6 protein-coding genes are annotated in these 23828 nt (G+C 46.0%); 1 reads left to right on the forward strand and 5 read right to left on the reverse strand.

The annotated features are described in order from the left end of the window. Positions 1-66: 66 nt before the first annotated feature. The 3 genes from BBC0122_RS08095 to BBC0122_RS08105 form a co-directional block, all read right to left on the reverse strand. Entirely contained in the window at positions 67-7737 is a 7671-nt protein-coding gene (locus BBC0122_RS08095) for an invasin domain 3-containing protein (protein WP_077992845.1), read from the reverse strand. Positions 7738-7851: 114 nt separating this feature from the next. Then, entirely contained in the window at positions 7852-9369 is a 1518-nt protein-coding gene (locus BBC0122_RS08100; RefSeq protein WP_188318013.1) for an inverse autotransporter beta domain-containing protein, read from the reverse strand. A gap of 151 nt (positions 9370-9520) precedes the next feature. Next, positions 9521-19501, reverse strand: coding sequence for an invasin domain 3-containing protein (locus tag BBC0122_RS08105; RefSeq protein WP_077992848.1), 9981 nt, complete (start codon positions 19499-19501; stop codon positions 9521-9523). A 1632-nt stretch (positions 19502-21133) separates the two neighbouring features. Here BBC0122_RS08105 and BBC0122_RS08110 point away from each other — a divergent pair. After that, entirely contained in the window at positions 21134-21436 is a 303-nt protein-coding gene (locus tag BBC0122_RS08110; RefSeq protein WP_077992850.1) for a DUF2218 domain-containing protein, read from the forward strand. A 377-nt stretch (positions 21437-21813) separates the two neighbouring features. Here the strand turns inward: BBC0122_RS08110 and BBC0122_RS08115 are convergent, their stop codons facing one another. Then, positions 21814-22776 (reverse strand): ketopantoate reductase family protein, encoded by a 963-nt coding sequence (locus BBC0122_RS08115; RefSeq protein WP_077992852.1) that lies wholly within the window; start codon positions 22774-22776, stop codon positions 21814-21816. A 142-nt stretch (positions 22777-22918) separates the two neighbouring features. Further along, on the reverse strand, positions 22919-23215 hold the full coding sequence (locus tag BBC0122_RS08120; protein WP_077992854.1) for a hypothetical protein: 297 nt from the start codon (positions 23213-23215) through the stop codon (positions 22919-22921). Positions 23216-23828: the final 613 nt, after the last annotated feature.

Below are 23828 nucleotides of genomic sequence, written 5' to 3' on the forward strand. Positions count from 1 at the left end.
ATTTTTCCACACTAAAGCAACCACAGTTTTATAAAAGCCATTTAATTATTAGGATTTTTTCACATCCTAATTGGCTACAATATTGAATGGATCCCCGATTCTGTAAGTATATAGGCTACTAAAAACATTATATCCATATAATTGTAGATTGGTGCCTGGTGTTCTTGCTTTATAGGTTACCTGATAGGTATAGTCATCTATTTTTTTCCAGTTTGTAGTGTTTACACCATATCGGCTATCTCTCGGCATTGTTGTTGAGGCATTTGGTACATCAATGTAGGAATATTCGGACAGTATTGTTGTGGGATTACCATAGCCGTCAAAGGCATGAATTGTAACAATGATATCGTCTCCCACTTTATATTCTTTTTTATCCAATTCGATTTTAACAGAACTGGCAAATGCTGTCCCTGTAGTTATAGAAAATGCATTAGTCGACAATGCGTCTTGCCATTCCGGATATTTTAACGTGAACGTTAAATTCGTGCCGGCTTTTTTTACTTGATACATCAATTTCATGTAAGAGCGGCCATCTATTATTTTTAACTCGTCGCCACTATACTTTACTATATAATCCGACCCCGGACTTGTGAGCACACTTGCCATTTGGTTTTTTACAAAATTTTCTATATCTCGATCGTAATTTATAATGTTATCACCATTTTTATCTTTAAAACTTATGTATAAATATGCGTAATCACCTGCTCTATAAATATCCTTGTCCATATAAAACTTGGTTGTTTCTTTTACAGGGTTTGAATTAAATAATAAAAATTTGTAAAAACTATTATTAATTACTTCCCCATTAAAAGTGGGATATAGGGACGCATATCCCCTCCTTAGAACTTTAAATCTCAGCAGATAGGTTCCTTCTTCATTTTCACTCTTTGTTGCATCCAGAAATTCAAATAAGGTAGATGCTTTCAAGCCCAGTTTTGAAGGATCATAAACAATGATATTTCCAGCAAGATCACGCGGTTTAAAGGTAAGCGTTACGATATCATCAAGATAAGGATTGTTATTATCAGCGGTTAAACTGGAATTGGATTGGCTAAACGAACCAATGGTTACGGTTAATTGTCGAGGTAAGTTATAAGCAACACCGGAAACCGTCGGTGTAAACGTATAGGTTCCCACAAGCATGCCTGTTACTGTGGCTGTATATTTTCCGCTATTATATGGCGTTTCCTGAATTTTAGTCAGAGATATCCCTTTAGATGCGTCTGCATTTTGGGACGTGACGACAAAAACCATGTTGCTCGCATTATCTGTCACAGGGTTGTTGTAAATATCCCTGGCTGTAAAAGTGAGTATTGAAGAACCGCCTGCTGCAATCGAATCCGAAGATATAGAAAACTCCGATGTACCTTCATTTATTGCACCGGGGTATATTCTTACCCATTGGGTAAGAACATCAACACCCAAAACCGTCGATGTAAAATAATAATAATTCCCCGCTTTCGTGCCCGTGAAGGTGGCTTCATAGGTTCCAGGCGATGTCTCTGTGATGTCTGTCAGATTGAAGGCAGTGCCATCGGGAACCACTATATTCCCGCTGCTACTACTATCTTTGATGGTAAAACCGACATCGCTGCCACTTAGCCCCTTGATGGGATTCAAATTCACGTCCATTGGCTTGAAGGTGAGTTTTGATCCTTTGCTATCACCTGCGTAAAAGAATGACGGGGTTGCCGTAAAGGTGGATTTAGCTGCATTCGCCGCGCCGACTGTCACCGTCACGTTAGCTTTAAGTTCTCCGACAGGTTTATTGGAAATGTTCGGTTTGATTATATATTCCCCGATCTTTGCACCTTTCAATGTAGCAGTGTAAATGCCGCTACCATCGGCTGTCTCTTTGGGCGAAGTGAGATAAACAGGACTGCCAGTTGTAGACACCGTTGTTCCGTTTTGATCTGTGACGACAAAACTAACCTTGTCACTAGAACCGGTTGTAGCAAGCCCGCTCATAGCGTTGCCATAAACATCTATGGCCGTAAAGGTGAGTGTTGATGATAAGGTTCCATCTGCTGGAATGGAGTTCCGATCTACTTCAAATGTGGATCGTCCGGTATCGACATCACCACCCTTTATTGCCACAGTGGCTTCAAGAGTTCCGACAGCTACAGAAGAAACCTTCGGTGTAATTTTATAAGTTCCGGCAAGCGTGCCTTGCAATGTGGCTTTATAAGTGCCACTTTGAGCCGGTGACTCTTGAATTTCCGACAGAACAACCTTGTTCACATCCGGCTTGTTACCGCCCCCGTCAACAATGTCAAAGGCAAGGTCATTGCCTAATCCTGCAACAAGATTTCCATAAGCATCCTTCGCTGTAAAGGTGAGTGTTGATCCTTGGCTATCACCTGCTTTAAAGGATGTCGGAGATGCGATAAAGGTGGAATTTCCTTTTCCCCCATCGACTTTACCGGCGGTCAATGTCACGGCCGCATTGAGTGTTCCTACAGCAACAGAAGAAACCTTCGGTGTAATTTTATAAGTTCCGGCAAGCGTGCCTTTCAATGTGGCTACATAAATGCCGCTTTGAGCCGGTGTCTCTTGAATGTTCGACAGAATAACCTTGTTCGTATTCGGTCTCTTGTTGCTTTCGTCAACAATGTCAAAGGTAAGTTTGTTGCCTAATCCTGCAACAACATTGCCATAAGCATCCTTCGCCGTAAAGGTAAGCGTTGATTGTTCAGTTCCATTTGCTGGAATGGATTCCCGATCTGCTCTAAATTCCGAATTGCCTGCAAACACGTTACCGGCGGTCAATGTCACTTCCGCTTCAAGAGTTCCAACAGCAGCTCCCGAAACAAGCGGCTTTAACTTATAAGTTCCGACAAGCGTGCCTTTCAATGTGGCTTTATAAGTGCCATCCGGTGACTCTTGAATGTTCGACAGAACAACCTTGTTCGTATCCGGCTTGTTACCACCCCCGTCAACAATGTCAAAGGCAAGGTCATTGCCTAATCCTGCAACAAGATTGCCATAAGCATCCTTCGCTGTAAAGGTGAGTGTTGATCCTTTGCTATCACCTGCGTTAAAGGATGTCGGAGATGCGATAAAAGCGGAATTTCCTTTTCCCCCATCGACTTTACCGGCGGTCAAAGTCACGGCCACATTGAGTGTTCCAACAGCAACAGAAGAAACCTTCGGTGTAATTTTATAAGTTCCCGCAAGTGTGCCTTTTAATGTGGCTTTATAGGTGCCATCCGGTGACTCTTGAATTTCCGACAGAACAACCTTGTTCGTATCCGGCTTGTTACCGCCCCCGTCAACAATGTCAAAGGTAAGTTTGTTGCCTAATCCTGCAACAACATTGCCATAAAAATCCTGCGCCTTGAACGTCAAGGTCGATGAGGCTGCACCGTCCGCGACAATCGTGTACTGATCGGCTTCAAAGGTCGAGCGGATTTCACCACCCTTGTCCTTTTCAACCGGTGTTCCAGCTGTCACACTGATTGTCGCCGACAGCTCTGCAAGCGTGTTGTTATCCTTTTTGGGTACAAACCTATATTGACCAATCTTTTTGCCCGTGACGACCGCTTTATACGTACCTGCGCCGGTCTTCGTTATTGTACCAATATCAATGTCACTCCCGTCAGACGATGAAACAAAACTCAATTGTGAGGGGTCATAGTCTATCGGATTGCCAAACTTATCTTTGGCCACAAGAGTGAGCGTTGCATTCTGACCAGCTTCCATAGCCGGTTTGTCGAATTGAAAACTGGAATTGCCTTCTCCCGTATCGATCTCACCGGCGGTCAAAGTCACGGCCTCGTTGAGTGTTCCAACGGCAACAGAAGAAACCTTCGGTGTAATTTTATAAGTTCCGGCAAGCGTGCCTTTCAATGTGGCTACATAAATGCCGCTTTGAGCCGGTGTCTCTTGAATTTCCGACAGAACAACCTTGTTCGTATCCGGCTTGTTACCGCCTTCGTCAACAATGTCAAAGGCAAGTTTGTTGCCTAATTCTATGACGGGATTTTGATTGGCATCCTTCGCTGTAAAGGTAAGCGTTGATTGTTCAGTTCCATTTGCTGGAATGGATTCCCGATCTGCTCTAAATTCCGAATTGCCTGCAAACACGTTACCGGCGGTCAATGTCACTTCCGCTTCAAGAGTTCCAACAGCAGCTCCCGAAACAAGCGGCTTTAACTTATAAGTTCCGACAAGCGTGCCTTTCAATGTGGCTTTATAAGTGCCATCCGGTGACTCTTGAATTTCCGACAAAATAACCTTGTTCGTATCCGGCTTGTTACCGCCCCCATCAACAATGTCAAAAGCAAGTTTGTTGCCTAATCCTGCAACAACATTGCCATAAGCATCCTTCGCTTTGAAGGTGAGTGTTGATTGTTCAGTTCCATCCGCTGAAATGGGTGTCTTATCTGCGCCAAAGCTGGAATTTCCTTTTCCTCCATCGACTTTACCGGCTGTCAGTGTCACGGCCACATTGAGTGTTCCAACAGCAACAGAAGAAACCTTCGGTGTAATTTTATAAGTTCCCGCAAGCGTGCCTTTTAATGTGGCTTTATAGGTGCCATCCGGTGACTCTTGAATTTCCGACAGAACAACCTTGTTCACATCCGGCTTGTTACCGCCCCCGTCAACAATATCAAAAGCAAGTTTGTTGCCTAATCCTGCAACAACATTGCCATAAAAATCCTGCGCCTTGAACGTCAAGGTCGATGAGGCTGCACCGTCCGCGACAATCGTGTACTGATCGGCTTCAAAGGTCGAGCGGATTTCACCACCCTTGTCCTTTTCAACCGGTGTTCCAGCTGTCACCTTGATTGTTGCCGACAGCTCTGCAAGCGTGTTGTTATCCTTTTTCGGTACAAACCTATATTGACCAATCTTTTTGCCCGTAACGACCGCTTTATACGTACCTGCGCCGGCCTTCGTTATTGTACCAATATCAATGTCGCTCCCGTCAGACGATGAAACAAAACTCAATTGTGAAGGGTCATAGTCTATCGGATTGCCAAACTTATCTTTGGCCACAAGAGTAAGCGTTGCATTCTGACCAGCTACAATAGTCTGGTGGTCGAATTGAAAGCTGGAATTGCCTTCTCCCGTATCGATCTCACCGGCGGTCAAAGTCACGGCCTCGTTGAGTGTTCCAACGGCAACAGAAGAAACCTTCGGTGTAATTTTATAAGTTCCGGCAAGCGTGCCTTTCAATGTGGCTACATAAATGCCGCTTTGAGCCGGTGTCTCTTGAATTTCCGACAGAACAACCTTGTTCGTATCCGGCTTGTTACCGCCTTCGTCAACAATGTCAAAGGCAAGTTTGTTTCCTAATTCTGTGACGGGATTTTGATTGGCATCCTTCGCTGTAAAGGTAAGCGTTGATTGTTCAGTTCCATTTGCTGGAATGGATGCCTGATCTGCGCTAAATTCCGAATTGCCTGCAAACACGTTACCGGCGGTCAATCTCACTTCCGCTTCAAGAGTTCCAACAGCAGCTCCCGAAACAAGCGGCTTTAACTTATAAGTTCCGACAAGCGTGCCTTTCAATGTGGCTTTATAAGTGCCATCCGGTGACTCTTGAATTTCCGACAAAATAACCTTGTTCGTATCCGGCTTGTTACCGCCCCCATCAACAATGTCAAAAGCAAGTTCGTTGCCTAATCCTGCAACAACATTGCCATAAGCATCCTTCGCTTTGAAGGTGAGTGTTGATTGTTCAGTTCCATCCGCTGAAATGGGTGTCTTATCTGCGCCAAAGCTGGAATTTCCTTTTCCTCCATCGACTTTACCGGCGGTCAATGTCACGGCCACATTGAGTGTTCCAACAGCAACAGAAGAAACCTTCGGTGTAATTTTATAAGTTCCCGCAAGCGTACCTTTTAATGTGGCTGTATAGGTGCCATCCGGTGACTCTTGAATTTCCGACAGAACAACCTTGTTCGTATCCGGCTTGTTACCGCCCCCGTCAACAATGTCAAAGGTAAGGTCATTGCCTAATCCTGCAACAACATTGCCATAAAAATCCTGCGCCTTGAACGTCAAGGTCGATGAGGCTGCACCGTCCGCGACAATCGTGTACTGATCGGCTTCAAAGGTCGAGCGGATTTCACCACCCTTGTCCTTTTCAACCGGTGTTCCAGCTGTCACCTTGATTGTTGCCGACAGCTCTGCAAGCGTGTTGTTATCCTTTTTCGGTACAAACCTATATTGACCAATCTTTTTGCCCGTAACGACCGCTTTATACGTACCTGCGCCGGTCTTCGTTATTGTACCAATATCAATGGCGCTCCCGTCAGACGATGAAACAAAACTCAATTGTGAAGGGTCATAGTCTATCGGATTGCCAAACTTATCTTTGGCCACAAGAGTGAGCGTTGCATTCTGACCAGCTACAATAGTCTGGTTGTCGAATTGAAAGCTGGAATTGCCTTCTCCCGTATCGATCTCACCGGCGGTCAAAGTCACGGCCTCGTTGAGTGTTCCGACAGCAACAGAAGAAACCTTCGGTGTAATTTTATAAGTTCCGGCAAGCGTGCCTTTCAATGTGGCTTTATAAGTGCCATCCGGTGACTCTTGAATTTTCGACAGATTAACGGCACGACCAGTTGTATCTATCTCCCTGTTATCTTTGTCCGTTACAACAAATTTCAACTTGTTACCAAGCTCGGTGATTATCTCACCATTGGCATCCTTCGGTTTAAACGTCACTATAGAGGCTTCAGCATCGTTTGCCTTTATCGTTTTCGATGATACCCAGAACTCCGAACTGTTTGCATCAACCAATGCAGCTTTCAAAGTTACCTGTACTTTGAGAGCTCCGACAGCAACAGAAGAAACCTCCGGTTTTATCGTATAAATTCCCGCAAGCGTGCCTTGCAATGTGGCTACATAAATGCCGCTTTGAGCCGGTGTCTCCTGAACGGTCGATAGTCTGACCTTTTCCTCTTGCGGTCTGGAGCCGTTTTTGTCCGTTAAAGAAAATCTCAGTTTTCCACCAAGACCGGTGATAATATTGCCGTTTTCGTCTTTCGCCGTAAATTTCAATGTTGATGTTGCAACATCATCTGCCGGTATCGATGCAGGCTGCGCCTCGAAGGTTGAATTGCCTTCCCCGTCCTTCGGCATATCTCCGGCAACAAAGCTTACAGGATTGGCTGAAACAATATTGTCACTATTCTGGACATGGGCACTCACTTTAATATTGCTGACCGCTTTTTTCTTGCTGGTCAGACGTATGATAGCAACGCCCTGTTCGTCGGTTGTGCTCGTAATTTCAGAAGCACTGCGTGTCAGAAGAGAACCCGCTCTGCTTGAACTTCGCCCCTCGACAACCGATAAAACAACATTGTCTCCCTTGTCTTGCGACCAGATGATCGTTGCATCGGCAACCGCTTTCCCCTCATCATCCTGTGCCGTTGCCTTGAAATCAAAATAATTGGTTCCGTTTGCCACTTTGCTTGTTTCATTACCTACAATGGCAACATTGATGACATGAGCCGCTGCTTTGGCCGCAACAATAACCTTGGCCGACGCAATATTCTGCCCTTCAACTGACGGTGTCAGAATTAATGTTTCATCATCCTTGCCCGCCGTTACTGTGATTTCATAAATGCCTTCGCCAACCCGCTTGAAGGATGGATCAACCCTGGCTGTCTTTTTCCCTGTTACCGTGAGCGCTATATCTTTAACATCAGCATCATAAGGCGTTCCCTGCGTTGTCTTCAGCGACAAAGTCAACACAACATTCGACACATTGTCGGCCGGCAATGTTGTTTCCGACGGTGTGAATGTGCTGCCGGTTCCATCTATTTTCGGGGGATTGACCGTGACTATCGTTGTCGCCGTCTTCGAGCTGTTGCCCTTGACATCTTTCGCGACTGCTTACACCGTATAGCGGTTATCACCATTTTGCCGGTAACGGGGAAGAACGACCGAATAATCGCTGACACCGCTTCCCTGAACAATCTTGCCGCCTGCTGCGATCAGGCTTGCTGCCATCACACTGACGCTTGCAACATCATGCTTGGATTTAACCGATATGCCAAGTGAATAAGTCTCGTTATAAAAGCCCGTAATGCCGCCAACCATATAAAGCTTGATGACTTCCTGCTTCTTATATTCAAGAACAATGTCGTTATTACGGTCAACCAGATCATATCTGCTTCCCGCAAGTGTGCGCATATCCCCGACCGCATCAGGATCAAGCTGCTTCGACAGCGGAACACCAAAACGATAATTGACCTGAAAGCCTAAACGTGTATCATCCTTGCCACTCGCACCTTGCCGGTGGTCTACATTGAATGTCACAAGCGGTACCGGTGTATAATTGGCTCCGAACGTAACCGCATAAGGGTTCTTCTGCCGTTCGCTCTTTCCAAAAAGCCCGACCTCGTTGCCATAATATTGCTCGAAGTTCAGCTTCATTCCAAGCTTCGGATAGGATGGCAGATAACCTTCCGCACGAATATCCCAGCCATTGGCCGGACGTTCATAATAATCATCCACATCAGGAGAGGTTCGCCAATCCGATAACCGGTAATAGGCATTCATGCCCAATTTGAGATAATCGCGCCAATATTCGACACCAATTCCCATACGCGAATGCGAACGGGAAATGTCATAATCCCAAAACGCATTGCCGCCCAACATATAATCCTGTGTGAAATAACGATAGCCAAAACCCAGATTGCTCTGGGTGCGATCATCCGTGCGATGAATGGAGGTTTGTGTAAAAACAAGACTGTTGCCTTTGTCATAAACCGGCAACAACATCTCGAATTGCGAATTTTTTAATGAAAAGCCATCATCAACATTCAACTGGATGCGGGACGTGCCGAACTGGTTGAACCAGCGATTGATCTCTCCATTGGCCTTACCCGAAAAATATCCTTTGGCCATATTTTCCAGTTCGCTGCTATGACCACCATTGGAAAGAAATTGCCCTGCCCTTGTTGCCAGCGAACTGATTGCACTATCCTGCGAGGATCCCGTTTCGAGATAATGCGCCATGTCATCAGAAACCGGTGACAGCGGAACATAAACCGTATCCCCCACCGTTACCTTGTCAAAACCGTTCTTGAAAAACCGATCCTGATTGAGACGGCGCAACCCCTCAACACTCAAATTATAGCGCTTGGCAACGCTATCAAGCGTATCGCCGGACACCAGCACATAGGCGCGTGTCATGATCGGCGAGCTATAGCCATCAAGCGAGGCGCTTGCACCATCATCCTTCTGCCCGAATAGACTGTTGTCAGCGGCATAGCGTTCACTTCCCGAGTCTCTTTGCGCAGCCTGCGCTGGCATAACCATCGCCAGAAAGGTTGAGCATACGTAGAGGATAATCATCAACCACGACACAGCCTTTGATACAAAGGTGCTCAAAAAGTTACTGCACATAGACACGGCATCCCCACATTTCTTGCATGAATGAGTTAAAATCATTCTTTTGAGAGAGTAGTTTGCAGGGTCGTGCAACCCGCTCTCCGATGGGTGTGCAGACAAGGTCACGTCTGCACATCCATCGGCTTCGTTTTAAAGCTGCATCAACTTAGTTATGAATCGTGCCATCCCCAGAACTAGTGCCGCCGAGGCCATATTCTGAGGATTCTACAGCACTCGACCACCCCGGCATTTTTAATGTCGCTTTTAACCCGCTTACGCTCGATGAGGTTCCCGCCTTGTTATAGTACCACTTTACATATTCCCCGTTACCATTATCAGTCCAAGATCCTTGAGGCGTCCCCCTTGGAACGGTGACCGCTGCATCAAGCGACGAACTCATGCCGGTAATTGGTTGATTTAACCCATCCCTAAGTTTTACCGTTACAACCATCCGCTCGTTTTTATCATAGTAACTTTTATCAAGACTGATGGATGAATATGTTTGAGTTGCGTTCACGGAATAAATTTTATATTTCCCGGAATAATTAGCACCACTCCAATTCGATAACTTCAATGTTGCTTGTAAGTCACTGCCTACTTGATTGGCTTTATAGTAACGCAGATATTTTCCATCGCCCATATCAGTCCATGTCCAATTTCCTGAATCACTATTTGGCACCGTCACAGCTCCACCTGCGCCAAGTAACGCGCTTTTTCCGGTCAGCGGTTGATTTGCACTATTCCTAAGAGTGACGGTAACGCTTATTTGGGCATCCGCCTCATTGCCGCTATCTATAGGATATTGTTCTTTATCAACACTGATGGATGAATATGTTTGACTTGGGTTCACGGAAGAAACTTTATATTTTCCGGAATAATTAGCACCACTCCAATTCGATAACTTCAATGTCGCTTGTAAATCACTACCTACTTGATTGGCTTTATAGTAACGCAGATAGGTTCCATCGCCCATATCAGTCCATGTCCAATTTCCTGAATCACTATTTGGCACCGTCACAGCTCCACCTGCGTCAAGTAAAGCGCTTTTTCCGGTCAACGGTTGATCTACGCTATTCTTAAGAGTGACAGTAACGCTTATTCGGGCATCCGCCTCATTGCCACTATCTATAGGATATTCATCTTTATCAACACTGATAGAAGAATAGTTTTGTGCCGGATTATTATCCGCTGTCAATGCCACGTCGACTGCGAGGCTGCCGACAGCTTTGCCATTGAATTTCGGCGTTATCGTATAGACATTGGCAAGCGTGCCTTTGAAACTTGCCGTATAGACACCGCTTGAACCTTCCTCGTTAATGGCAGTCAACGTCACCTTGCCGCTTTCAGGAGCGGAACCGCCCTTGATCACAACATCAAAAACAAGCTTGTCCTTGATACCGGAGACCGGGACGCCATCCTCGTCCTGAGCCGTAAAGGTCAATGTCGAGCTTTGCTTATTGTTTGCGATGATCGAGAGTGGAACGGCTTTGAATGTTGAACGCACGTTACCGTCGCCATCCTTGTCAACAGGAACACCGGCTGTCAATGCCACGTCGACTGCGAGGCTGCCGACAGCTTTGCCATTGAATTTCGGCGTTATCGTATAGACATTGGCAAGCGTGCCTTTGAAACTTGCCGTATAGACACCGCTTGAACCTTCCTCGTTAATGGCAGTCAACGTCACCTTGCCGCTTTCAGGAGCGGAACCGCCCTTGATCACAACATCAAAAACAAGCTTGTCCTTGATACCGGAGACCGGGACGCCATCCTCGTCCTGAGCCGTAAAGGTCAATGTCGAGCTTTGCTTATTGTTTGCGATGATCGAGAGTGGAACGGCTTTGAATGTTGAACGCACGTTACCGTCGCCATCCTTGTCAACAGGAACACCGGCTGTCAATGCCACGTCGACTGCGAGGCTGCCGACAGCTTTGCCATTGAATTTCGGCGTTATCGTATAGACATTGGCAAGCGTGCCTTTGAAACTTGCCGTATAGACACCGCTTGAACCTTCCTCGTTAATGGCAGTCAACGTCACCTTGCCGCTTTCAGGAGCGGAACCGCCCTTGATCACAACATCAAAAACAAGCTTGTCCTTGATACCGGAGACCGGGTTGCCATTCTCGTCCTGAGCCGTAAAGGTCAATGTCGAGCTTTGCTTATTGTTTGCGATGATCGAGAGTGGAACGGCTTTGAATGTTGAACGCACGTTACCGTCGCCATCCTTGTCAACAGGAACACCGGCTGTCAATGCCACGTCGACTGCGAGGCTGCCGACAGCTTTGCCATTGAATTTCGGCGTTATCGTATAGACATTGGCAAGCGTGCCTTTGAAACTTGCCGTATAGACACCGCTTGAACCTTCCTCGTTAATGGCAGTCAACGTCACCTTGCCGCTTTCAGGAGCGGAACCGCCCTTGATCACAACATCAAAAACAAGCTTGTCCTTGATACCGGAGACCGGGACGCCATCCTCGTCCTGAGCCGTAAAGGTCAATGTCGAGCTTTGCTTATTGTTTGCGATGATCGAGAGTGGAACGGCTTTGAATGTTGAACGCACGTTACCGTCGCCATCCTTGTCAACAGGAACACCGGCTGTCAATGCCACGTCGACTGCGAGGCTGCCGACAGCTTTGCCATTGAATTTCGGCGTTATCGTATAGACATTGGCAAGCGTGCCTTTGAAACTTGCCGTATAGACACCGCTTGAACCTTCCTCGTTAATGGCAGTCAACGTCACCTTGCCGCTTTCAGGAGCGGAACCGCCCTTGATCACAACATCAAAAACAAGCTTGTCCTTGATACCGGAGACCGGGACGCCATCCTCGTCCTGAGCCGTAAAGGTCAATGTCGAGCTTTGCTTATTGTTTGCGATGATCGAGAGTGGAACGGCTTTGAATGTTGAACGCACGTTACCGTCGCCATCCTTGTCAACAGGAACACCGGCTGTCAATGCCACGTCGACTGCGAGGCTGCCGACAGCTTTGCCATTGAATTTCGGCGTTATCGTATAGACATTGGCAAGCGTGCCTTTGAAACTTGCCGTATAGACACCGCTTGAACCTTCCTCGTTAATGGCAGTCAACGTCACCTTGCCGCTTTCAGGAGCGGAACCGCCCTTGATCACAACATCAAAAACAAGCTTGTCCTTGATACCGGAGACCGGGACGCCATCCTCGTCCTGAGCCGTAAAGGTCAATGTCGAGCTTTGCTTATTGTTTGCGATGATCGAGAGTGGAACGGCTTTGAATGTTGAACGCACGTTACCGTCGCCATCCTTGTCAACAGGAACACCGGCTGTCAATGCCACGTCGACTGCGAGGCTGCCGACAGCTTTGCCATTGAATTTCGGCGTTATCGTATAGACATTGGCAAGCGTGCCTTTGAAACTTGCCGTATAGACACCGCTTGAACCTTCCTCGTTAATGGCAGTCAACGTCACCTTGCCGCTTTCAGGAGCGGAACCGCCCTTGATCACAACATCAAAAACAAGCTTGTCCTTGATACCGGAGACCGGGACGCCATCCTCGTCCTGAGCCGTAAAGGTCAATGTCGAGCTTTGCTTATTGTTTGCGATGATCGAGAGTGGAACGGCTTTGAATGTTGAACGCACGTTACCGTCGCCATCCTTGTCAACAGGAACACCGGCTGTCAATGCCACGTCGACTGCGAGGCTGCCGACAGCTTTGCCATTGAATTTCGGCGTTATCGTATAGACATTGGCAAGCGTGCCTTTGAAACTTGCCGTATAGACACCGCTTGAACCTTCCTCGTTAATGGCAGTCAACGTCACCTTGCCGCTTTCAGGAGCGGAACCGCCCTTGATCACAACATCAAAAACAAGCTTGTCCTTGATACCGGAGACCGGGACGCCATCCTCGTCCTGAGCCGTAAAGGTCAATGTCGAGCTTTGCTTATTGTTTGCGATGATCGAGAGTGGAACGGCTTTGAATGTTGAACGCACGTTACCGTCGCCATCCTTGTCAACAGGAACACCGGCTGTCAATGCCACGTCGACTGCGAGGCTGCCGACAGCTTTGCCATTGAATTTCGGCGTTATCGTATAGACATTGGCAAGCGTGCCTTTGAAACTTGCCGTATAGACACCGCTTGAACCTTCCTCGTTAATGGCAGTCAACGTCACCTTGCCGCTTTCAGGAGCGGAACCGCCCTTGATCACAACATCAAAAACAAGCTTGTCCTTGATACCGGAGACCGGGACGCCATCCTCGTCCTGAGCCGTAAAGGTCAATGTCGAGCTTTGCTTATTGTTTGCGATGATCGAGAGTGGAACGGCTTTGAATGTTGAACGCACGTTACCGTCGCCATCCTTGTCAACAGGAACACCGGCTGTCAATGCCACGTCGACTGCGAGGCTGCCGACAGCTTTGCCATTGAATTTCGGCGTTATCGTATAGACATTGGCAAGCGTGCCTTTGAAACTTGCCGTATAGACACCGCTTGAACCTTCCTCGTTAATGGCAGTCAACGTCACCTTGCCGCTTTCAGGAGCGGAACCGCCCTTGATCACAACATCAAAAACAAGCTTGTCCTTGATACCGGAGACCGGGACGCCATCCTCGTCCTGAGCCGTAAAGGTCAATGTCGAGCTTTGCTTATTGTTTGCGATGATCGAGAGTGGAACGGCTTTGAATGTTGAACGCACGTTACCGTCGCCATCCTTGTCAACAGGAACACCGGCTGTCAATGCCACGTCGACTGCGAGGCTGCCGACAGCTTTGCCATTGAATTTCGGCGTTATCGTATAGACATTGGCAAGCGTGCCTTTGAAACTTGCCGTATAGACACCGCTTGAACCTTCCTCGTTAATGGCAGTCAACGTCACCTTGCCGCTTTCAGGAGCGGAACCGCCCTTGATCACAACATCAAAAACAAGCTTGTCCTTGATACCGGAGACCGGGACGCCATCCTCGTCCTGAGCCGTAAAGGTCAATGTCGAGCTTTGCTTATTGTTTGCGATGATCGAGAGTGGAACGGCTTTGAATGTTGAACGCACGTTACCGTCGCCATCCTTGTCAACAGGAACACCGGCTGTCAATGCCACGTCGACTGCGAGGCTGCCGACAGCTTTGCCATTGAATTTCGGCGTTATCGTATAGACATTGGCAAGCGTGCCTTTGAAACTTGCCGTATAGACACCGCTTGAACCTTCCTCGTTAATGGCAGTCAACGTCACCTTGCCGCTTTCAGGAGCGGAACCGCCCTTGATCACAACATCAAAAACAAGCTTGTCCTTGATACCGGAGACCGGGACGCCATCCTCGTCCTGAGCCGTAAAGGTCAATGTCGAGCTTTGCTTATTGTTTGCGATGATCGAGAGTGGAACGGCTTTGAATGTTGAACGCACGTTACCGTCGCCATCCTTGTCAACAGGAACACCGGCTGTCAATGCCACGTCGACTGCGAGGCTGCCGACAGCTTTGCCATTGAATTTCGGCGTTATCGTATAGACATTGGCAAGCGTGCCTTTGAAACTTGCCGTATAGACACCGCTTGAACCTTCCTCGTTAATGGCAGTCAACGTCACCTTGCCGCTTTCAGGAGCGGAACCGCCCTTGATCACAACATCAAAAACAAGCTTGTCCTTGATACCGGAGACCGGGACGCCATCCTCGTCCTGAGCCGTAAAGGTCAATGTCGAGCTTTGCTTATTGTTTGCGATGATCGAGAGTGGAACGGCTTTGAATGTTGAACGCACGTTACCGTCGCCATCCTTGTCAACAGGAACACCGGCTGTCAATGCCACGTCGACTGCGAGGCTGCCGACAGCTTTGCCATTGAATTTCGGCGTTATCGTATAGACATTGGCAAGCGTGCCTTTGAAACTTGCCGTATAGACACCGCTTGAACCTTCCTCGTTAATGGCAGTCAACGTCACCTTGCCGCTTTCAGGAGCGGAACCGCCCTTGATCACAACATCAAAAACAAGCTTGTCCTTGATACCGGAGACCGGGACGCCATCCTCGTCCTGAGCCGTAAAGGTCAATGTCGAGCTTTGCTTATTGTTTGCGATGATCGAGAGTGGAACGGCTTTGAATGTTGAACGCACGTTACCGTCGCCATCCTTGTCAACAGGAACACCGGCTGTCAATGCCACGTCGACTGCGAGGCTGCCGACAGCTTTGCCATTGAATTTCGGCGTTATCGTATAGACATTGGCAAGCGTGCCTTTGAAACTTGCCGTATAGACACCGCTTGAACCTTCCTCGTTAATGGCAGTCAACGTCACCTTGCCGCTTTCAGGAGCGGAACCGCCCTTGATCACAACATCAAAAACAAGCTTGTCCTTGATACCGGAGACCGGGACGCCATCCTCGTCCTGAGCCGTAAAGGTCAATGTCGAGCTTTGCTTATTGTTTGCGATGATCGAGAGTGGAACGGCTTTGAATGTTGAACGCACGTTACCGTCGCCATCCTTGTCAACAGGAACACCGGCTGTCAATGCCACGTCGACTGCGAGGCTGCCGACAGCTTTGCCATTGAATTTCGGCGTTATCGTATAGACATTGGCAAGCGTGCCTTTGAAACTTGCCGTATAGACACCGCTTGAACCTTCCTCGTTAATGGCAGTCAACGTCACCTTGCCGCTTTCAGGAGCGGAACCGCCCTTGATCACAACATCAAAAACAAGCTTGTCCTTGATACCGGAGACCGGGACGCCATCCTCGTCCTGAGCCGTAAAGGTCAATGTCGAGCTTTGCTTATTGTTTGCGATGATCGAGAGTGGAACGGCTTTGAATGTTGAACGCACGTTACCGTCGCCATCCTTGTCAACAGGAACACCGGCTGTCAATGCCACGTCGACTGCGAGGCTGCCGACAGCTTTGCCATTGAATTTCGGCGTTATCGTATAGACATTGGCAAGCGTGCCTTTGAAACTTGCCGTATAGACACCGCTTGAACCTTCCTCGTTAATGGCAGTCAACGTCACCTTGCCGCTTTCAGGAGCGGAACCGCCCTTGATCACAACATCAAAAACAAGCTTGTCCTTGATACCGGAGACCGGGACGCCATCCTCGTCCTGAGCCGTAAAGGTCAATGTCGAGCTTTGCTTATTGTTTGCGATGATCGAGAGTGGAACGGCTTTGAATGTTGAACGCACGTTACCGTCGCCATCCTTGTCAACAGGAACACCGGCTGTCAATGCCACGTCGACTGCGAGGCTGCCGACAGCTTTGCCATTGAATTTCGGCGTTATCGTATAGACATTGGCAAGCGTGCCTTTGAAACTTGCCGTATAGACACCGCTTGAACCTTCCTCGTTAATGGCAGTCAACGTCACCTTGCCGCTTTCAGGAGCGGAACCGCCCTTGATCACAACATCAAAAACAAGCTTGTCCTTGATACCGGAGACCGGGACGCCATCCTCGTCCTGAGCCGTAAAGGTCAATGTCGAGCTTTGCTTATTGTTTGCGATGATCGAGAGTGGAACGGCTTTGAATGTTGAACGCCCGTTACCGTCGCCATCCTTGTCAACAGGAACACCGGCTGTCAATGCCACGTCGACTGCGAGGCTGCCGACAGCTTTGCCATTGAATTTCGGCGTTATCGTATAGACATTGGCAAGCGTGCCTTTGAAACTTGCCGTATAGACACCGCTTGAACCTTCCTCGTTAATGGCAGTCAACGTCACCTTGCCGCTTTCAGGAGCGGAACCGCCCTTGATCACAACATCAAAAACAAGCTTGTCCTTGATACCGGAGACCGGGTTGCCATTCTCGTCCTGAGCCGTAAAGGTCAATGTCGAGCTTTGCTTATTGTTTGCGACGATCGAGAGTGGAACGGCTGTGAATTTTGAACGCACGTTACCTGCGGCATCCTTGTCAACAGGCGTATCACCCGCCCTGAAGCTTACGAGCTGGGCATTGACGACATTTGTGTCGTCGACGACATTGGCGCTGACCTTGATATTGGCAACTGCTTTGGTCGTACTGGTTAACCGAATGTCAGCAACGCCCTGACTGTTTGTTTTGCTTGTGACACCGGATGCGTCACGTTTGGTGGCCGAAAGGATGACATCGCTACCTTTATCCTGCGTCCATTCAACGACCGCATCAGGCACAAGATTGCCCTGTTCGTCATGAGCAATTGCCTGGAACTCGAAGTAGTTGACACCATCGGCAATCTTTGATGTCTCGGTGCCGACAAGAACCACATCAGTCACACGGGCCGTGCTTGCCTTGAGAACGAACTCGACCTTGGCAGAAGAGACATTCTTACCGTCAACGGATGGTGTAAGGATAAGCGTTTCCGACGTCGTACCGGCAGTGACTGTAATTTCGTAGACACCTGCATCCACCCGTTTGAAGGATGGATCAATCTTGGCAGTATTCTTGCCTGTGACATTCAATTTGATATCGCTGACGGGAACATCATAAGCCGTGCCCTGCATTGTCTTTAATGACAGTGACAAGGTTTGAGCGGATACGTTATCGGCCGGCAGTGTTGTTTCCGACGGTGTGAATGTGCTGTTGGTATTGTCAAATCGCGGGGCATTGACTGTCACGGTTGTCGTTGCCTCTTTCGAGGTATTACCTTTGACATCCGTTGCAACGGCATTGACGACATAGTTATTATTACCACCCCGCTGATAGGGTGGAAGAACGACCGAATAATCGCTGACACCTCTTCCCTGAACAATCTTGCCGCCTGCTGCGATCAGGCTTGCTGCCATCACACTGACGCTTGCCACATCATTCTTGGATTTAACCGATATGCCAAGCGAATAAGTCTCGTTATAAAAGCCGGTAATGCCGCCAACCATATAAAGCTTGATGACTTCCTGCTTCTTATATTCGAGTACCATATTGTTGTTACGGTCAACCAGATCATATCTGCTTCCCGCAAGTGTGCGCATATCCCCGACCGCATCAGGATCAAGCTGCTTCGACAGCGGAACACCAAAACGATAATTGACCTGAAAGCCTAAACGGGTATCATCCTTGCCACTCGCACCTTGCCGGTGGTCTACATTGAATGTCACAAGCGGTATCGGTGTATAATTGGCTCCGAACGTAACCGCATAAGGGTTCTTCTGCCGTTCGCTCTTTCCAAAAAGCCCGACCTCGTTGCCATAATATTGCTCGAAGTTCAGCTTCATTCCAAGCTTCGGATAGGATGGCAGATAACCTTCCGCACGAATATCCCAGCCATTGGCCGGACGTTCATAATAATCATCCACATCAGGAGAGGTTCGCCAATCCGATAACCGGTAATAGGCATTCATGCCCAATTTGAGGTAATCGCGCCAATATTCGACACCAACTCCCATACGCGAATGCGAACGGGAAATATCATAATCCCAAAACGCATTGCCGCCCAACATATAATCCTGTGTGAAATAACGATAGCCAAAACCCAGATTGCTCTGGGTGCGATCATCCGTGCGATGAATGGAGGTTTGTGTAAAAACAAGACTGTTGCCTTTGTCATAAACCGGCAACAACATCTCGAATTGCGAATTTTTTAATGAAAAGCCATCATCAACATTCAACTGGATGCGGGACGTGCCGAACTGGTTGAACCAGCGATTGATCTCGCCATTGGCCTTACCCGAAAAATATCCTTTGGCCATATTTTCCAGTTCACTGCTATGACCACCATTGGAAAGAAATTGCCCTGCCCTTGTTGCCAGCGAACTGATTGCACTATCCTGCGAGGATCCCGTTTCGAGATAATGCGCCATGTCATCAGAAACCGGTGACAGCGGAACATAAACCGTATCCCCCACCGTTACCTTGTCAAAGCCGTTCTTGAAGAAGCGATCCAGATTGAGACGACGCAACCCCTCAACACTCAAATTATAGCGCTTGGCAACGCTATCAAGCGTGTCGCCGGACACCAGCACATAGGCGCGTGTCATGATCGGCGTTGAATAGGTATCATTTAACGAGGAGCTACCATAACTAGCAGGATTCAAACCCTGGGATTGATAATCACCACCCTTATAACTCGCACCGTAATAAGAGTTGCTACCATAAGCCCCCTCATACTGACGATCACGGCTTCTCTGGGCTGCATCCGCCTGCGCTATCGTAAGAAGAAATGTCGAACAAACATAAAAGAATATCGTAAGCCACGAAATCGTTTTGTTTCTAAAACGACTTAAAAAATCACCCCACATATTCATGATCTACCCCGATAATGACACTTTTCTCACAGCTTCGATTTTTATTATAGTAATGAATTATATTTTTCCGATCGATTCTTTTAAATAACTACACGACGGAATCATATGATGATGTTTAAGGTATTTAATTACATATTTCTACTTATTTTTATTATAAAAATAATTTTTTTAAAACGCTTTAATTTGAAATTTTTTACCAAAATAACGTATTTTTATGAATATTTTTTATCAATAAGCAATTATTTTTCATATTTATAATATATCTGTTTATGTTTTTAATTAATTTTTTAAATTTTTTTATAATTTAATTAACAGAAAAAAATATTATAATATTATTTAATTGTCTTATTTTATTTTTTATTTTACTAATATAATATTGTTAATACATTTAATACGTTTTTTAAATGTTTTTCCGTTATATTTCGCTTGTTTCGATACATCTCTTTTTTTTGATTGATAATAATCAATTACCTATTCATTTGTATATTCTATACTTATTTAATTTCGTGTTAACGAATGAATTTTTATATTTTTTACCGGTTTTTATGATGAAGAGAATACACACAAATACTTTTGGTTAACTTATTGTCATATGCTATTTTTTGTGACGCGCGGCACTAATAATAAGGTTTGTGAACATCGTGATGACCTGTCGAACCGGCTTGTCTTCACATTTTTGAATGTTTGAAAATGTATGATGCCATTTTTCAGGTAAACGACACCACCAGAACCTGACTTATTTTCACCGTGATTGTAAATGATTGTTCAGAACTCACTCTACTTAAACTCATTTCGACTTAAACATAGAACCGATATTTTTTATCTATCACATTTAAAACCGGATATCCATCTATAAAACAAATTATATTATTAATGCAATACTCGTTTATATTCGTTATATAACTTCATTTTGAGTTTTTCAAAGTTGCAAACCATTACCGATATTGTAAACGCATCAATGTTTATTCATTTATTATCGGAATTAGTTTAATTAAACTTATTTACATTTCTAGGAAAGAAATTCCGTTATTTTGTCGGCTCAAAAAATAATAAAAACCCGCTTGAACGAGTTCTTGATAATGAGTGGAAACTCATTTTCAAATATAATTCTCATATAAGCAATTATCTTCGGATGTAAACAGCAAACCTACTCAAAAATGCAATGTCAAACAACAGTAACGAAGCCCCCCGTTTGCCATAAAACCGATTATTGTATATCGCCAGTTGATCTGACGGGTAAATCCATCTCTACACACTTTAAAGATGAAAATCTTCGGTAAAACTATGTTTATACCTGACGAATTGAGATGATATTTAACAATTCTCAACAGCTATTCAACATCTGTCGGAACCTGCTCATTATTGACCGGATGGGACAAGCCCACCCGAACGCAATTTTTTCAGTTTTTTAAATCATTTTTTCAGGCATTTGATGACTATTTTAACGGCAATGGCTGTCTGTTGCGGCTTTTTGATTGACTTTCAAGCCAAACAATTCGGGTTTTCAAAACGTGTTTGATTGGAAACGTTTCGATCTCTTATCTATTTTTAGCCTTGCTTATAGTTGACGCAAATAAAAATACCTATCTAAAGTGCAAGACTACTGACAGGAAGATTCCAAAGGAAACTGAAATGACCATTCGTTCGCGTGCAATCATCGAGACAGAAAATGCTGGCAAATATCTTCAACAACTTGCAAAACATTGGAGCCATAAATTTCCGGATCTGACATTTAATGAAAAAGAGGCTCACATCCCTTTTTCCGATGATGTTACCGTTGACATGTTTGCCGAAACAAACTCTCTCGTTGTTCAGATTGTGTCACCTAATGAATTTGAAGCAATCAAAATTGAAGGTATTTTTGACCAGCACCTTTTACGATTTGCTTTCAAGGAACAGCTTTCGATTGAATGGCACCGCGAAACATTGGCTTGACGGCTATTTGCAACAAAATTGATTGAAAGAGCAGGTATAAACCTGCTCTTTTGTTATTTGCTTTCCCGTTCGCGGGCGAAAACACGATCAATGCAAGATTTTCCCGTTGCAACCGGATTTCACAGTCGAAAAGCCCCCTTCCCCGGTTGCTAGAGAACGATCAATGATGAGAATAAGGCTTTGTTTCTTCAAAGCGGAAGTGTGGGCAATTCCGGCATTTCTTATAAAGAGGCATTATAAAAGGAAGCCGATAGCCACCCCGCAACGTCTGCCATCGGAATTAGGATCGCATTCAACCGGCAGGCTATCAGCTTTCAAAACACCGCGCCGTTCTTTACAGCTTTCGGTCATACTATTTCAGACTGTCAAAACACCGCCTAATTTTTCTTGTCGCGACCGGAAAGACGGCGTTCGTCATAGGCTTTGACATTTGTATAAGCGAGTGAAAGCAAAGGATGTGTAATGCCAAAATGCTTTGCCCGATTTAACAAATCACCCAAAATATGGTCGCCTTCGGTTTGGTGACCTGCTTCTATATCACGCAACATGGAAGCTGTTGCCAGTGACCGCGAATCTTTGAAAAAAGTGCTCATCTCGTCAATCTGTCCGGCGAGAAGAGGATAGCCGGAAGCATTCGCGATTTCACCATTTTTAACGAGAAAATCCATCATTGCTTCCTGCCCGCCCGGAGCGCGGTTGATTTCTCCGACATTTGCCCGCATCAAACATGTCATACCGGCAAGTGTAGCAAGCCGCACCCATTTGTTCCACATACGCTGTATGGCATTTTTTACGGCCCTCACTTCTACACCTTTGGCATTGTCAAAAAGACTGGCAAAGCGGATTGCACGTTCGTCTTCACCGACCTCTTGAGAGCCGAAAACTCCGATCGCGTCGTCGTTGAGGTGTAAAACAATGCCTTCGGCTGTCAGTGTCGACTGGATAATAACGGAACCGGCCAATACGTTATTTTTGTCGAACTCTTTATTCAAACGGTCAATATGCGCCAATCCGTTCAATGCCGGTACAAGAACGGTGTTTTTTCCCATAGCAGGACGGATTGAATCAATCGCGCTTTGAAGATCATATGCTTTGGCTGTAAGAAACACGTAATCGTAGGTTATACCTTGCGAAACCTGTTGTGAAAGCTCTTCTTTTGTAACGGTTTTGACTTGTGCTGTCAGATCGCCTGCCGGGCTTTTTATACGCAATCCATGTTCCTGAAGCAGTTTTTGTCTTGCCGGACGCACAAGAAAAGTCACGTCCCCTCCGGCTTCATGCAACCGCCCGCCAAAATAGCCACCAATCCCGCCTGCTCCCAATATTAAAACCTTTGTCATTTTGAATTTCTCTTCCCTTGGTTTGATAGTTTTGAAATTATTTTATTTGTCTAAATTACTTTTAATTATTCGGAACGGAATTCGCAAACAAAAACCCGGAGGAATGACCTCCGGGCTTTCAAAAATCGTAGCAATGATGAAATTACATGTTATGATTTACTGGCGAACCATCATCAAAATTATGCATTTCCTGATCGCTCACACCATGCCGGGAAACAGGAGAGTTCAGATGACGCCCCGGATAGTAGGAGTCCTCAACCGAACCATCGCCACGATAGAAATAGGCTTTATCTTTGCCTTTGAACTGCTCACTCGTAACGTTGGTTGAATGACCGATGACATAGTGGTTTACCCGGCTACCATCACCAAAACTATTACCGGCAAAAGCGCTGCTTACGCCCAATAGCAAAGCAGATGCGACAAGCATTAATCTTTTCATAATAAACTCTCCTTCTTTTTATTTTTATTTCCGGACTCCCCGCATCTGATCGGGTTATCCGTTTTTTTTAAAAGACCGTTCAAATCGTCGACTTGATGAACATCTCTTGTTACTGACTTAAGAAACTAGCCGGCTGAATACTAATCACATGTCCGTTCAACGTTCACGGAATCGTGATTACAAAATTCCCTTTATTTTTTTGGATGAAAACTCGGCGATTGCGAAAGACACAGCCTTCAACAAAATTTGACAAGAGTGACGCACTTTCAGGTGATAGATTGTTATGGTGTTATATTGTTCTATTGTAGTGAACAGGGCTTACCTGATGACTTCCCGTTCAGTCGTGAAACCTCCGAAAATCGGGTTTACTGAAATTTTTCGGCAATCAGGTTTTGTGTCCGCGGAAGGATTATAAATGTTTTGCTAATGTGATGAGCATAAAGCCCAAATCCAATAAATAATTGTGAAATTTTATACAGTTATGAAAATTACAACTTTATAATTAACATATATTTATACGACTAAAAATACAAAAATATTTTTCAAAAAATTCATAAAGTTTAGAATTTTTCAAATTAAAAATAGCAATAATCAATTTTCAACCTTTAGTGGA

The sequence above is a fragment of the Ditibartonella choladocola genome (genome assembly GCF_002007565.1).
GTDB classification, from domain to species: Bacteria; Pseudomonadota; Alphaproteobacteria; order Rhizobiales; family Rhizobiaceae; genus Bartonella; species Bartonella choladocola.